This window comes from Yersinia kristensenii, from assembly GCF_900460525.1.
In the GTDB taxonomy this organism is placed as follows: Bacteria; Pseudomonadota; Gammaproteobacteria; order Enterobacterales; family Enterobacteriaceae; genus Yersinia; species Yersinia kristensenii.
The window spans coordinates 2,622,309-2,635,926 of record NZ_UHIY01000001.1; the positions used below are offsets into that span (position 1 = coordinate 2,622,309).

Sequence of the window (13,618 nt, forward strand, 5' to 3'; positions counted from 1 at the left end):
AACACAGTAATACTTTTAAATCGGGCAAAGAGGGCGCTTATCTTCTTCCGTCAGTGTTTCTATCTTCAGCATATTAAGCATACTGTTAGCAATTTCACGTTCGCCCATAACAACCTGATTTGCACCTCGATCTGAGATATAAACTACTTCATCGTCATAGTGCGCGCGCGCAATTATCTCAAGGTCCGGTCGTTTAATTCTGGCTGAGGCGACAATTTCCCCGGCTTCGTAGCCATTCGGAATGGTCAGTAATAACCAGCGTGCGCAATCTATACGAGCCAGCGACATAATATCTGCGCTTGCAGCATTGCCTAATACTGCATTAATACCTTGTTCACGTAGTGCTTCCACTCTGGGTCGGGAGTTCTCGATGACCACTAAGGGAATACCTTCCGCATGTAGTTTGGCGCCTAATAAGCTGCCAACCCGACCATAACCCACTAATAATGCGTGATTGCATAAATCGACAGGGATCTGCTTTTCCTCTTCGACTGCTTCTTCCAGAATCAGATCTTCCATGGTCTCGTTCTTGGCCAAATAGCGATCTAACAATGTGAAAAGTAACGGATTGAGCATGATGGACAGAATCGCTCCCGCCAGTACCAGATTACGGCCGTGTTCTGACATTAAACCGAGAGAAATCCCAAGCCCTGCCAGAATAAAGGCGAATTCACCTATTTGTGCCAAGCTGACCGAAATGGTGAGTGCGGTGCGTTTTGAGTGGCCAAACATCCGCACTAATATGAATGCTGCGGCTGATTTACCGAAGATGATGATAGCCAGTGAGGCCAGTACGGCTAAGGGCTCATGTAGCAAAATCATTGGGTCGAACAACATCCCGACTGAAACGAAGAACAGGACGGCGAATGCATCACGTAATGGCAGAGTATCTTGCGCGGCACGATGGCTGAGTTCAGATTCATTCAATACCATTCCCGCGAAGAATGCACCCAGAGCAAAGGATACATCGAACAGCCCTACAGCACCGTATGCAATCCCAAGTGCTAATACCAGCACTGCCAGGGTAAATAGCTCACGGGAGCCGGTACTGGCGGTTTTAGCCAGTATCCAGGGCACCAGGCGGCGGCCGACAACAATCATCAGAGTAATGAATGCAATTACCTTACCGATGGTAATCGCCAATTCAGTGAATAATTGGCTCAGACTGGTGGTTTCGTTCCCCATCACGCCAGCAAAGGCTGGTAATAGCACCAATGTAAGTACCATCGCCAAATCTTCAACAATCAACCAGCCAATGGCAATTTGCCCTCGTTGGCTATCAATGAGTTGCCGTTCTTCTAATGCGCGTAGTAATACCACGGTACTGGCGGTTGATAGGCAAAGACCGAAGACAAACCCAGTCATTAAATCCCAGCCTAATAAATGCGATAGTCCCATCCCGAGTAAAGTGGCGACGGCAATTTGTGCGACGGCACCGGGTATGGCGATAGCTTTTACTGCGAGGAGGTCTTTGAGCGAGAAGTGAAGTCCGACACCAAACATCAACAAAATAACACCAATTTCAGCCAATTCTGGTGCTAATGAGGTATCAGCAACAAAACCTGGCGTGAATGGCCCGGCCAGCACTCCTGCGGCAAGGTACCCCACCAGTGGTGAGATGCGCAGGCGGTGAGCCAAGGTGCCCAAGAGGAAGGCGAGAACAAGGCCTCCGACAATCGTGGTAATTAAGGGTGTTGAGTGGTGCATCCAGACTCCTTCTAGTTCGGCAGGGCGGCAAGCATTTCACAGTAATAACATCAGTTTATTGCATTTATGCGATCAATGCGCGATAAAAATTCATTTTTTATCGATAAAAGTCTGCTTTGGCATGGAAATTGTTTGAAGTGGTTGTTTGTGAGGGATTTGCTATTTCTATCTCTATTACACAGGGAGATCTCCCGACTGAAACACATATTTCAATCGGGATTCTAAGGTTATTACTATTACTTATCTTCTATATTAGGCAGGAAGACCGTTATTATCCCCAGTAATGGTAAGAATGCGCAGATTTGATAAACCAGCTCAATACTGGTCAAATCAGCAACATACCCTAGTACAGCCGCACCTAACCCCCCCATACCGAAAGCAAAACCGAAGAATAGACCGGATACCATCCCGACTTTTCCGGGAATAAGCTCCTGCGCATACACCAGTATTGCCGAGAAGGCCGACGCGAGGATAATCCCAATGATCACGGTTAAAACCCCAGTCCAATACAAAGATGCGTGGGGTAAAAGAAGGGTAAAAGGTGCTACACCCAGTATTGACCCCCAAATAACATATTTACGCCCTATCCGATCGCCAAGAGGCCCGCCAATGATGGTGCCAGCGGCCACTGCGAATAAGAACACAAATAAATGTATCTGGGCATTTTGTATCGAAACACCGAACCTATGCATCAGATAAAAGGTGTAATAGCTGCTAATACTGGTCAAGTAGAAGTATTTAGAGAATATCAGCACCATTAAGATGACTAACGCTTTAATAACCGTCTTTTTAGGCAGTACTTTTACCGATGAGGCTTTTAGTACCTTGCCATGTGTGGATCTTTGTTGCTGCTGATACCATTTACTGACCTGTAATAGCACCACAATCGCCAGCAATGCCGCGAGGGAAAACCAGCCCACATTACCTTTACCATAAGGTGCAATAAGGATAGCGGCTAATAACGGGCCAAGAGCACTACCGAAGTTGCCTCCCACCTGAAAAATGGACTGAGCCATACCATGACGACCACCAGAGGCCATGCGGGCTACCCGCGAGGATTCTGGGTGGAAGACTGAAGAACCGGTTCCGACCAATGCCGCCGCCAATAAAACCACGGGGAAGGTGGTGGCAACTGCGAGCAACAAGATGCCCGACAGAGTAAAACCCATACCAATTGGCAGCGAATAGGGTTTTGGATGCTTATCGGTATAGAGACCAATGAGCGGCTGTAATAGTGAGGCCGTCAACTGGTAGGTGAGAGTGATTAACCCAATTTGCGCAAAACTCAGTGAAAATTCGGCTTGTAATAGAGGATAAATCGCCAGAATCAGCGATTGGATCATATCGTTGAGCAAGTGAGATACGCTGATAGCACCCAAAATAGAGAAAGACGTGCGTTTTACCTTGCTCTTATCGAAGGTCTGGGTATTGGCGGAGGGCTGGGGTCCAGTCTCAGAACGATCGGTCATAGTGAGTATTCGCCTAATAATTTTCACTGTTAATAGTATTTTGATAATGAATACATATTATGCAGATCGAATGATTTTTACTACAGCAGATACAATTTGATATATATTCCAATCTTCTGAAATTCATACATACATCATCACATTACAATACGAACTGTGTCACAGTATGAGCTTGATTTTTCATGATATTGATATGCGTCACCCCATTTCATTTATTAGACTGGCACTGAATGGGCTGGTTTTAACGACAACATGGAGATTTGCCATGCGTTTTTCATTATCGACCACAGCATGTGCTTTGGCTGTGTCGCTGGCGTTTGCACCGGGATGGGCAGCTGCCTGGGAAAAAGATAAAACTTACGATATCACCATATTGCACACCAACGACCACCATGGGCACTTCTGGCAAAATGATCATGGTGAGTATGGTTTGGCTGCACAGAAAACCTTAGTCGATGATATTCGCAAACAAGTGGCTGCAGAGGGGGGGAGCCTGTTGTTGCTTTCTGGTGGCGATATTAATACCGGCGTCCCGGAATCTGATTTGCAAGATGCCGAACCAGATTTCCGTGGTATGAATTTGGTTGGTTATGATGCTATGGCCATCGGTAACCATGAGTTTGATAACCCCCTGAGTGTGTTGCGTCAGCAGGAGAAGTGGGCGACTTTCCCATTATTATCCGCCAATATTTATCAGAAAAGTACTCAGCAGCGATTATTCAAACCTTATGCGCTGTTTGATAAGCAAGGTGTGAAAATTGCAGTGATTGGTTTAACCACCGATGACACCGCTAAGATCGGGAATCCCGAGTATTTCACCGATATCGAATTCCACGCGCCAGCAGTAGAAGCCAAGCAAGTTGTCGAGCAACTGAGAAAAACAGAAAAGCCTGACATTATTATCGCGGCGACTCATATGGGGCATTACGATGATGGCCAGCATGGATCTAATGCTCCGGGTGATGTCGAGATGGCGCGTAGCCTACCGGCCGGTTACCTGGATATGATTGTGGGCGGCCATTCGCAAGATCCCGTCTGTATGTCCAGTGAAAACCATAAGCAGGCTGATTATGTGCCAGGCACCCCTTGTGCTCCTGATCGGCAGAATGGCACTTGGATTGTGCAGGCGCATGAATGGGGTAAATATGTGGGCCGGGCAGACTTCAAATTCCGTAATGGCGAGTTGAAGTTAGTGAGCTATCAGTTAATCCCGATCAATTTAAAGAAAAAAGTTGAGAAAGCTGATGGCACCAGTGAGCGCGTATTTTATACGCAAGAAATCGCCCAAGATCCGGCAATGCTGAAATTACTGACCCCATTTGAAGAACAAGGCAAGGCGCAGTTGGATGTTAAAATCGGCAGTGTAAATGGTAAGTTGGAGGGGGATCGCAGTAAAGTCCGTTTCGAACAAACCAATCTGGCGCGTATGTTATTGGCGGCACAAATGGAACGCGTGGGTGCTGACTTTGCGGTGATGAGTGGCGGTGGGGTTCGTGACTCTATCGATGCTGGCGATATCACCTATAAAGATGTTCTCAAAGTTCAGCCATTCGGTAATACCCTGGTTTATGCCGATATGAAAGGCAGTGAAGTTGAGAAATATCTGGCGGTCGTGGCCAATAAAAAAGTAGATTCAGGAGCTTATGCGCAATTTGCCAATGTGAGCTTAGTGGCTGATGGCAAGGGTGTCAGCGACGTGAAAATACAGGGTAAACCGTTAGATCCGAATAAAACGTATCGTCTGGCGACCTTGAATTTCAACGCGTTAGGCGGTGATGGTTATCCGAAGATTGATACCTTACCGGGCTATGTGAATACCGGCTTTATTGATGCCGAAGTGCTGAAACAGTATATTGAAAAGCATTCTCCGCTGGATACTAATCAGTATCAGCCGAAAGGCGAAATTGTTTATAAATAGTTTGCAAATATAGAAGCCTCCATACAGAGCGTGGAGGCTTCTGGTCAAAAATTTTTAGTATCAATCCCGCTTGGCAATATCCGCGAATGTGCCTTGCAGTAAGCGGCATAAGTCTGTTGCGGCTAATTCAATATCTAAACCGCGTTTGCCGCCGGAAACAAATATGGTGGCATATTCTTGGGCTGGACTATCAATCACCGTGGGTAAGCGCTTTTTTTGCCCCAATGGGCTGATACCGCCGACTAAATAGCCGGTGCTACGTTGTGCTAATTGTGGGTCGGCCATTTCGGCTTTTTTTGCCCCCAATGCACGTGCGACTTTTTTTAGGTCAAGTTGGGTGGCGACAGGCGTGACGGCAACCGCCAGATTTTTGGCATCGCCATTTAACGCAACCAGTAAAGTTTTATAAACTTGGTCCGCATTAAGCCCCAGTTTTTTAACCGCTTCATCACCGAAGTTGGTTTCTGCTGCATCATGGTGGTAAGGATGCAATGTGAAAGGAACTTTTTGTTTTTCCAACAAAATGACCGCAGGTGTCATAATAAACGTCCAATTAAGAATGAAAATTTACTCAGATGGAATATCCTACACGCAATCATCGGGGTAGGCTTAAAAATTAACCTAGCAAAATCAGCACAATGATCCATTGTGGAATGATATAGGGCGAATGTCTGTTGCTAATCTAATCGTCTGGTTGCTACCCTGTACTTGCTGCTTATATTATCCGCAAGGAATATGAGAGCTGAATAACTAAAATAATGAAAGTTCCTCTTTGACTGGCCGATAGCAATATTGGCCATTTTTTTGTGTTTTTACTGCGAGTTAGGCTTCAATAGTTCAGGAAGATTGCCCTCGCCATATAAATGCAATGCGCCAACCGCCACCACATAGCGCCCGGTAGGTAGCTGTTCAAGCTGCTGCTGCCAGCGTTTGTTGCGTTGAATCATGAGTACGTCATACAAGTCTTGGCTAAAGGTGGGGGCCAGTGTGGACAGATCATTTATCGGGTGATGCTCCAGCCACCAGCTAATCATGGTTTGCAGCAGGCGGGCATTCGTATGCCAATGGGTCAAGGTATCGAGCAGTAAAGACATGCCGTTATCGGGCAATGTCTCCAGCAAATCGAGCTGCATTTGTGCGCCCTCCAGCTCAATAACCGTTTTCTCCTGTGCGGCGGCCGCTTTCAGCAGTTGATAATCAATACCGTATTCACCGCGTAATCCTAGACGCTGAGCCTGGCGCGCCTGAAGCATCAAGGCGACTTGCCATGCGGGCAAAAAGGCCATGGACTGTGGGTTATTGTCCAGTTCTTCGCAGCGCTGTAGCAACTGTTGATAGTGTTCTTCAGATAATCTGTCAATTAACGGCTCAGCCAGATTTTCGTTACCAAACGGCGAGGCTGCTTCAGTGATATCAGCTTCCACAATAAGTGCATCCGCTTGATTCAATTTATTCAGCAATTCGTGGGGGAGGGGAAACATCCCTTCGGTTCCCATATGGATACTGCCGACCAAATGAAAGTGGCGCCCTCCGGATAAGGTGACATCCAACGCGGGATAGGAATAGGTCGTTGCTGTAGCAACCCCTAAAAATTTTGCGATGCGGCGTAATAATTGGCCCATGCCGGTTGATTCCATTTTTAGCGTTTTCTGTATCCTAAACGCTAAATGGCACACAAGAAAGTATTGTGCGCCATTAGGTTATATCTACCTGGCTTCAAGTTGCATGTGCGTTGGCTTCCTTGGTTACTCGGCCCGTCCATGGGCCTTGCTTGCCGCCTACCGGCATCGGCAATGACTTTGAGCGTTACTGTTTAGGTTTAAAACGCAATAAACGGTTGGCGTTGCTGACCACGGTAATGGATGACAATGCCATTGCTGCTCCCGCGACTACTGGGCTGAGTAATGTACCGGTGAAGGGGAACAAAATACCCGCAGCAATCGGAATACCCAGGGCATTGTAGAAAAAGGCCCCCAACAGGTTTTGCTTCATATTGCGCAATGTTGCTTTGGAAAGCTCCACTGCATCCGCAACCCCATGTAGGCTATGGCGCATCAGGGTAATCGCGGCCGTTTCAATGGCAATATCACTGCCGCCGCCCATAGCAATCCCGACATCGGCTTGTGCCAGTGCGGGCGCATCATTGATGCCGTCACCAATCATCGCGACTTTATGCCCAGCGGCTTGCAGTTGCTTGATAGCTTCAGCTTTACCCTCCGGCAGGACACCGGCGATCACCTGATCAATACCGGCTTCTTTGGCAATAGCATTTGCAGTTATAGGGTTATCGCCGGTTAACATCACCAAGTTGTATCCTCGCTGATGTAAACGTTGCAGCGCGCTGATACTGTCACTGCGCAGTGGGTCGCGGATGGACAGCAGTGCCGCCGGTTTCCCCTGTGCTGTCAGAATCACCGGCGTCGCACCACTTTCAGCTTGTTGCTGTATCAATGATTGCAACTCACGGGTATCAATCTGTTGCTCTTCCAGCAGGCGATTATTGCCCAGTAACAGTGGAATGCCATCGACCTCGCCACTGACCCCCAAACCGCGCAAGGTACGGAATTGGTTGACCGTCGCCAGAGTCAGCCCTTCAGCACGTTGTAAAATAGCACGTGCCAGCGGGTGATTAGAGCCGGTTTCCAGCGCGGCAGCCCACGCTAGCGCTTGCTGCTCACTGACCCCGTTAAAGGTATGAATTGCCACCACTTGCGGGCGCCCTTCAGTCAAGGTGCCGGTTTTGTCGAATACTAATGTGTCTAGGTTACTAGCCTGCTGCAATGCATCTGCATCTCGCACTAATACCCCGAACTCAGCTGCCCGCCCCACACCGGAGATAATCGACATCGGCGTCGCCAGCCCAAGTGCACAAGGGCAGGCAATAATCAGTACCGTAGTGGCGACCACCAGGGTATAGACCAATTGCGGTTGTGGGCCGAAGAAATACCAAATTAACCCGGCAATAACGGCAATCGCCACCACGGTCGGCACAAAGACTGCGGAGATTCTATCGGCCAGTTTGCCAATCTCGGGTTTACTGCTTTGCGCCTGACGCACCAGCTTGATAATGCGTGCTAATGTTGTCTGACTGCCGATAGCATTGGCGCGGAACAGCACTGATCCATCCTGCACTTGTGTCCCGGCATGAACTACATCACCCGCTGATTTTTGTTGTGGGATAGGTTCGCCGGTCAACATAGCTTCGTCCATCCACACTTCGCCTTGCACAATCTCACCATCAACTGGCACACGGTCACCGGTGGTGAGGCGCAAAGTCATGCCCAATTGCACATCCGCCAGCGGGATGAGTTTCTCGCCGTCGTCCGTCACTACCCGCGCGGTCGGTGGCGCTAAATCCAATAAGCGTTCCAATGCATTAGAGGAGCGCTGTCTGGCGCGTTGTTCCATAGCATGACCCAGGTTAATTAACCCGATAATCATGGCACTGGCTTCGTAATAAAGATGACGGGCTTCCATCGGGAAGACATCCGGCCAGATATTCACCGTAATGGAGTAAACCCAGGCTGCGCCAGTCCCCAGTGCGACCAGAGTATCCATAGTCGCACTGCCATTCTTCAGACTGACCCAAGCATTGCGATAAAAATGCCCACCGGCAAATATCATCACCAGTAGGGTAATTATCCCGATAATCAACCAGGGCGTCTGGGTTTCGGGGGTGAGCGTCATGCTACCGCCAAATAACCCCCATCCCATCAATGGGATACCCAATAACAGGCCGAGTGTAGCTTGCCACTGGAAGCGCTTCATACTGGCATGCGACATTTGCTGCTGGCGTTCGCGTCGTTCGCCTTCATCTTCAATGATTTCAGCGCCATAGCCGGCATTCTTGACCGCCGCGATCAGCGCTTCATTACTTGGGTGGCCGGTGACTAATGCACTGCGCTCAGCTAAATTGACGCGCGCAATCTCGACACCATCAACATTTTCCAGTGCATTTTGTACTTTAGATACGCAACTGGCGCAGCTCATGCCGGTCAGTAATAGCTGAACACTGTCACTATCAGTGTTTGCTGGCTCTGCGGCTTGGTTGGTCTCACTTTTTTTTTCTGCCGGAATAGAAGAGGCCGCTGCCAGATATTCCGGCGAAGATGGGGTTGAGTGAGTCAGCGGCTCAGTTTTTGGGGATTGCACCCCCGGCAGTGTGGCGTGGTAGCCCGCTTGCTCGACGGCATCAATCAGGGTTTGTGCCTCAACTTTGCCATACACCTTGGCGCTCTCGAGTGACACATCGGCTGCAATAACGCCGGGAACAGCTTCCAGCGCTTTACGGGTAGATTCGGTACAATGCCCGCAACTCAGACCGGAGAGTTGTAATTCAATATCAGGGCGTTGCGCTTCTTCGGCCTGATAACCGGCTTGTTTGACGGTATCAATCAACGTCGGGGTGTCGGCTTCGCCCGTCACCTTGGCATAGTGAACATTCACTTCTGCATGATGAACATCTTCCCGGCTTTCTAATGCCGTTTTTACGCGTTTGGCACAATTCATACAGGAAAGGCCGTGTAAGGCCAGCACCGTGGTTTGCAACATAGTTGACTCCTTATCGAGTAGCACCCTATCCATAAATTTTGTAGGGATAAGTTTAGTCGGTATTCTCAGCCATAGCTTTTATTCAGGGCAATGATGAACCTTCATATGCACAGGTTTTATTCTGCTTGACTGGTATCGTTCCTTTCACTAATTATAGAGGTTAAACCTTCCAGCAAGGGTAAGGTCAAGGGGGGCGAATGAATATTAGTGATGTGGCAAAAAAAACCGGCTTAACCAGCAAAGCCATTCGTTTTTACGAAGAAAAGAAACTGGTGACACCGCCTATCCGCACCGATAATGGCTATCGCAGCTACAGCGCCAAACATATTGAAGAGTTAACTCTGCTGCGTCAGGCGCGTCAGGTAGGTTTTACCTTAGATGAATGTCGTGAGTTACTGGCATTGTTTCATAACCCAGCCCGTCACAGTGCAGATGTAAAAGCCGCGACGTTACAAAAGGTTGCGGAAATAGAACACCATATTAATGATCTTAAACAGATGCGATTACGTTTATTGGCTTTGGCGGATGAGTGCCCAGGGGATGACGGCGCAGAATGCCCGATTATCAATAACCTGGCGGGGTGTTGTCATGCCAGTGAGAAACCAGAGGTCAAAAGCCAGAAGCTGGGTGATGGGGTATTGATTTAGTATATGTTTAAAGGCGCATTCAGATAAATACGCCTTTATATCAATATATTAGTGATTAATAGCTCTAACGTGTAAGGTATTGCCTTCCACTAATATCACTTCAACTTCGGTACCAATAGCCAGCTCAGTCGCGCTATAAATGCGCCAACTGCTGTCGCCAACCCTCATGCGGCCAAAACCGTCAACTGTCGGCTCGGTCAGTGTTGCTCGCGTTCCCAGCAATTGATGCGTTCGTTGGTTCAGCATTGCCGGTTGCGGTTTGGTGCGTTTGCTCAGCCAATACCACCATAGAAATGCAGAAACCACCGTCAGAACGGCAAACAACACGCCTTGCATCTCCCAGCTAAAGGGAAATAACCAGACCAGAGCACCGACAACCACGGCAGCGACGCCACTCCACAGCATATAACCACTGGCACCCAGCATCTCAGCGGCCAAAAGTAGCCCACCGAGTGATAGCCAAAACCAACTTGGATTCGCTGCAATTGCTTCCAGCATGGTTATTTACCCCGGCTGTTTTTACTCTCACCAATCAGTTCTGCAATACCGCCGATAGCGCCCATCAGGCTACTCGCTTCTAGCGGCATCATAATGACTTTACTGTTATTGGCCGAGCCTATGTGTTGCAGTGCGTCGGTATATTTCTGTGCCACAAAATAGTTAATAGCTTGGATATCACCGGCAGCGATAGCTTCAGAAACCATTCTGGTTGCTTGGGCTTCAGCTTCAGCACCACGCTCACGGGCCTCTGCTTGCAAGAATGCGGATTCACGCTCACCTTCGGCTTTCAGAATTTGTGATTGTTTCTCACCTTCGGCACGTAAAATAGCGGCCTGACGAACCCCTTCAGCTTCCAGAATATCTGCACGTTTAGTACGTTCAGCTTTCATCTGAGCATTCATCGCAGAAATCAGTTCAGCTGGTGGGCGCACGTCACGGACTTCAATTCGGGTAACTTTGATGCCCCACGGGTTGGTGGCTTCATCAACAATGTGCAGCAGACGGCCGTTGATGTTGTCACGTTGGGACAACATTTCGTCCAGTTCCATGGAGCCTAAAACGGTACGGAAGTTGGTCATGGTCAGATTGATAATGGCCGATTCCAAATTGCTGACTTCATAAGCTGCTTTCACGGGATCAATAACTTGGATAAAGCAAACGGCATCAATTGCTACGTTGGCGTTATCGCGGGAAATGATCTCTTGGGATGGGATATCCAGAACTTGTTCCATCATATTGATTTTGCGACCAACACGATCCATAAATGGCACAACGATATTCAGGCCTGGCATCAATGTTTTGGTATAACGACCAAAACGCTCGACAGTCCACTGAAAACCTTGCGGAACAATTTTGATTGAGGAAAAAACCACAATCAGGGCAACGACGATAAGAACAGGGATGACTGTAAACATATTTAACTTCCTGTCAGCAATGATTTTTTGTTTCTTAATATTACGTGACGGGGAGCTAAACGCCTAACGAAAGGCAGGTAAAAGCGTGTAAATGAGAGAAAGTGAGGCCGGGGCAGAATAAAACAGCGCGGGATGGCCCCGCGCAGTAGCAAATAATGGCAACCGTATCACGGCGAATAACCGTTAAACGCGCCCCTCAGTAGAGTAAGGAGTAAAGTTGACGGCGATATTTGGCAGCCAGCGCATCGCCAGTACCTAATGCGGCCAAAATATCCATTAATGTCTTACGCGCCGTGCCATTTGCCGCAGTCAGGTCTTTCTTCAAGTGCCCCAACAGCAACTCAAGAGCCTCTTCGTTACGTCCGACCTGATGCAGTTGCAGGGCTAATTGCACTGCCAGTTCAGCGTTATCCGGCTGTTCAGCCACTTGTTGTTGTAACAACTGGATTTCGGGGGTATCAGCGGCTTGTTTAAGCAACTCAATTTGAGCAATTAGCCCCTGATAACGGGTGTCACGGTCTTGCAGTGGAATAGTGGCCAATACGCTTTCAGCATCTTCACTGCGGTTTAACTGAATTTGTGCTTCCGCCAGTTGCAGCGCAATGTCACTGGTTTGCGGGTTATTGCTTTGTTGCATCAACTGCCAGGCGTCTTTCAGCAATGGCAATGCTTCCTGCATTTTACCCTCACTCATCAACTGTGCAGCTTCGGCAGCTTTCAACTCTTCAGGTTTCGGTAACACTCGTTGCAGTAGTTCGCGGATAACTTCCTCTGGCTGTGGCCCTTGGAATCCATCAACGGGCTGACCGTCCTTAAAGAGATAAACAGCCGGAATGGAGCGCAAACCAAACTGTGACGCCACCATTTGTTGTGCATCGCAATCAACACGCGCCAGAATGAATTGGCCCGCATATTCTGCGGCCAGTTTATCCAGCACTGGGGTCAGTTGCAGACAGTGCTGGCTGCGTTCAGACCAAAAATAGAACAGCACAGGCACAGCCATGGATTGTTCTAAAACCTGATGTAGGTTCGCTTCAGTAATATCAATCGTAGTAGGTGCTAGCATGAATTATTTCTCTCATCCGTTTTAACAGTAGATGGGGGCAGATTATGTCGCTTCAACCTCAAGCTTAGGAATTGCCACGCAGGACTTTGTCCAACAGGCGGCCCGGCAAGATGCGGCGCAAGATCGTCAGCGCATGGGCGACTAAAGTGACCGGATAGCGCAATTGCGGACGCGGGCTTTCCAACGCATGGCGCAATTTCGGCAAAATAGCTTCTGGCGGCAGTGTAAAACGCTTGGCAATACCAGGATTATTCACCGGCTTATCAACTTGAGCTTGATTGACATTTTGCGTGAAATGGGTGCTTATCGGGCCAGGTTCAATCAAACTGACCCGAATCCCGCTGTCATGCAGTTCCATACGCAATGCATCTGACCAAGCTTCCAGCGCATATTTACTGGCAGCATAGGCACCGCGACCGGCAGTTGAAACCAACCCCATTACTGAACTGGTTTGAATAATGCGCCCTTCACCGTGAGGTAGCATGGCGGGCAGCAAAAGTTGCGTCAGTTGGTGGGTGCCAAACAGGTTGGTGGAAAATTGTTTTTCCAACTGCTGGCGCGAAATCGTCTGCAAGGGGCCATATAGCCCAAAACCGCCATTGTTAAACAAGCCATACAAGCGTCCACCGGTCAACGCGATAACCTGCGCTGCAGCGCGTTCGACACTGGCGCTGTCATCCAAATCCAGTTCAATACCTTCCAGACCCAATTGAGTCATCTTCGCGACATCATCGGTTTTACGGCAGGCCGCCAGCACGCGATAACCTCGGTTTTTCAAGTCTTGCGCCGCAATCAGGCCAATACCGCTGGAACAACCGGTAATTAATACTGCTTTTTGCATAACT

At 48.7% G+C, this 13,618-nt stretch carries 11 protein-coding genes; 2 read left to right on the plus strand and 9 right to left on the minus strand.

What is annotated here, in order from left to right; all coding sequences use genetic code 11:
• Nucleotides 1-15: 15 nt before the first annotated feature.
• Both ybaL and rosA read right to left on the minus strand, forming a co-directional pair.
• Nucleotides 16-1,707, minus strand: a complete 1,692-nt coding sequence (gene ybaL / locus DX162_RS11920) for a YbaL family putative K(+) efflux transporter (RefSeq protein ID WP_032819866.1) — start codon at nt 1,705-1,707, stop codon at nt 16-18.
• Nucleotides 1,708-1,943: 236 nt separating this feature from the next.
• On the minus strand, nt 1,944-3,176 hold the full coding sequence (gene rosA / locus DX162_RS11925) for an MFS transporter RosA (RefSeq protein WP_032819865.1): 1,233 nt from the start codon (nt 3,174-3,176) through the stop codon (nt 1,944-1,946).
• 265 nt (nt 3,177-3,441) lie between these two features.
• Here rosA and ushA point away from each other — a divergent pair, with 265 nt between their 5' ends.
• On the plus strand, nt 3,442-5,094 hold the full coding sequence (ushA, locus tag DX162_RS11930; RefSeq protein ID WP_098081285.1) for a bifunctional UDP-sugar hydrolase/5'-nucleotidase UshA: 1,653 nt from the start codon (nt 3,442-3,444) through the stop codon (nt 5,092-5,094).
• A gap of 60 nt (nt 5,095-5,154) precedes the next feature.
• Here ushA and ybaK read toward each other — a convergent pair whose 3' ends face one another.
• From ybaK to copA, 3 genes are all read right to left on the minus strand, one after another.
• Nucleotides 5,155-5,634: a Cys-tRNA(Pro)/Cys-tRNA(Cys) deacylase YbaK gene (gene ybaK / locus DX162_RS11935; protein ID WP_004390654.1), complete on the minus strand. Its 480-nt coding sequence runs from the start codon at nt 5,632-5,634 to the stop codon at nt 5,155-5,157.
• A gap of 272 nt (nt 5,635-5,906) precedes the next feature.
• The gene (locus DX162_RS11940; protein ID WP_032819879.1) at nt 5,907-6,716 is read right to left on the minus strand and encodes a TraB/GumN family protein; all 810 of its coding nucleotides are present in this window, start codon (nt 6,714-6,716) and stop codon (nt 5,907-5,909) included.
• 184 nt (nt 6,717-6,900) lie between these two features.
• Complete coding sequence (copA, locus tag DX162_RS11945) at nt 6,901-9,645, minus strand: copper-exporting P-type ATPase CopA (protein ID WP_098081178.1); 2,745 nt, start codon at nt 9,643-9,645, stop codon at nt 6,901-6,903.
• Between the two features lie 197 nt (nt 9,646-9,842).
• Here copA and cueR point away from each other — a divergent pair, with 197 nt between their 5' ends.
• Nucleotides 9,843-10,292 (plus strand): Cu(I)-responsive transcriptional regulator, encoded by a 450-nt coding sequence (gene cueR, locus DX162_RS11950; RefSeq protein ID WP_004390650.1) that lies wholly within the window; start codon nt 9,843-9,845, stop codon nt 10,290-10,292.
• A gap of 48 nt (nt 10,293-10,340) precedes the next feature.
• Here the strand turns inward: cueR and DX162_RS11955 are convergent, their stop codons facing one another.
• From DX162_RS11955 to DX162_RS11970, 4 genes are all read right to left on the minus strand, one after another.
• Nucleotides 10,341-10,790 (minus strand): NfeD family protein, encoded by a 450-nt coding sequence (locus tag DX162_RS11955; RefSeq protein WP_004390649.1) that lies wholly within the window; start codon nt 10,788-10,790, stop codon nt 10,341-10,343.
• A 2-nt stretch (nt 10,791-10,792) separates the two neighbouring features.
• The gene (locus DX162_RS11960; RefSeq protein WP_004390648.1) at nt 10,793-11,707 is read right to left on the minus strand and encodes an SPFH domain-containing protein; all 915 of its coding nucleotides are present in this window, start codon (nt 11,705-11,707) and stop codon (nt 10,793-10,795) included.
• A gap of 196 nt (nt 11,708-11,903) precedes the next feature.
• Nucleotides 11,904-12,773, minus strand: a complete 870-nt coding sequence (locus DX162_RS11965; RefSeq protein WP_004390647.1) for a thioredoxin family protein — start codon at nt 12,771-12,773, stop codon at nt 11,904-11,906.
• A 64-nt stretch (nt 12,774-12,837) separates the two neighbouring features.
• The gene (locus DX162_RS11970; protein WP_004390646.1) at nt 12,838-13,614 is read right to left on the minus strand and encodes an SDR family oxidoreductase; all 777 of its coding nucleotides are present in this window, start codon (nt 13,612-13,614) and stop codon (nt 12,838-12,840) included.
• Nucleotides 13,615-13,618: the final 4 nt, after the last annotated feature.